Annotated in this window: 1 protein-coding gene; it reads left to right on the top strand. The window is 42.2% G+C overall.

Annotation, left to right across the window (positions count from 1 at the left end):
* Nucleotides 1-196, top strand: a 196-nt coding sequence (locus K5Q58_RS21020) for a hypothetical protein (protein ID WP_220755764.1), incomplete at its 5' end; no start/stop codon positions are given.
* Nucleotides 197-244: the final 48 nt, after the last annotated feature.

Genomic DNA, 244 nt, shown 5'->3' with positions numbered 1-244 from the left:
TGAAGCAGCATCAACTGAAAAGTCAGCTGCGGTAATCGCTGCTGTTAATAACCAAACAACTGTTGAACAGACTGGTGTAGGACAAGACGCACTTGTTTCTCAATCAGGTACACGCCATGTAGCAGAAACGGGTAAGGCTAGACTGGCTGTTATGGCAAGAGAAATTAAAGATAATTTTGTTTGCGACTTCATTTGACGCTCCCTGTTTAAATATTGAGTGACTTATTCGCTCGTACAGTCATCT

Origin of the sequence: Shewanella sp. KT0246 (assembly GCF_019654955.1) — a bacterium.
In the GTDB taxonomy this organism is placed as follows: Bacteria; Pseudomonadota; Gammaproteobacteria; order Enterobacterales; family Shewanellaceae; genus Shewanella; species Shewanella goraebulensis.
This window is presented reverse-complemented; position numbering and strand designations above follow the sequence as displayed.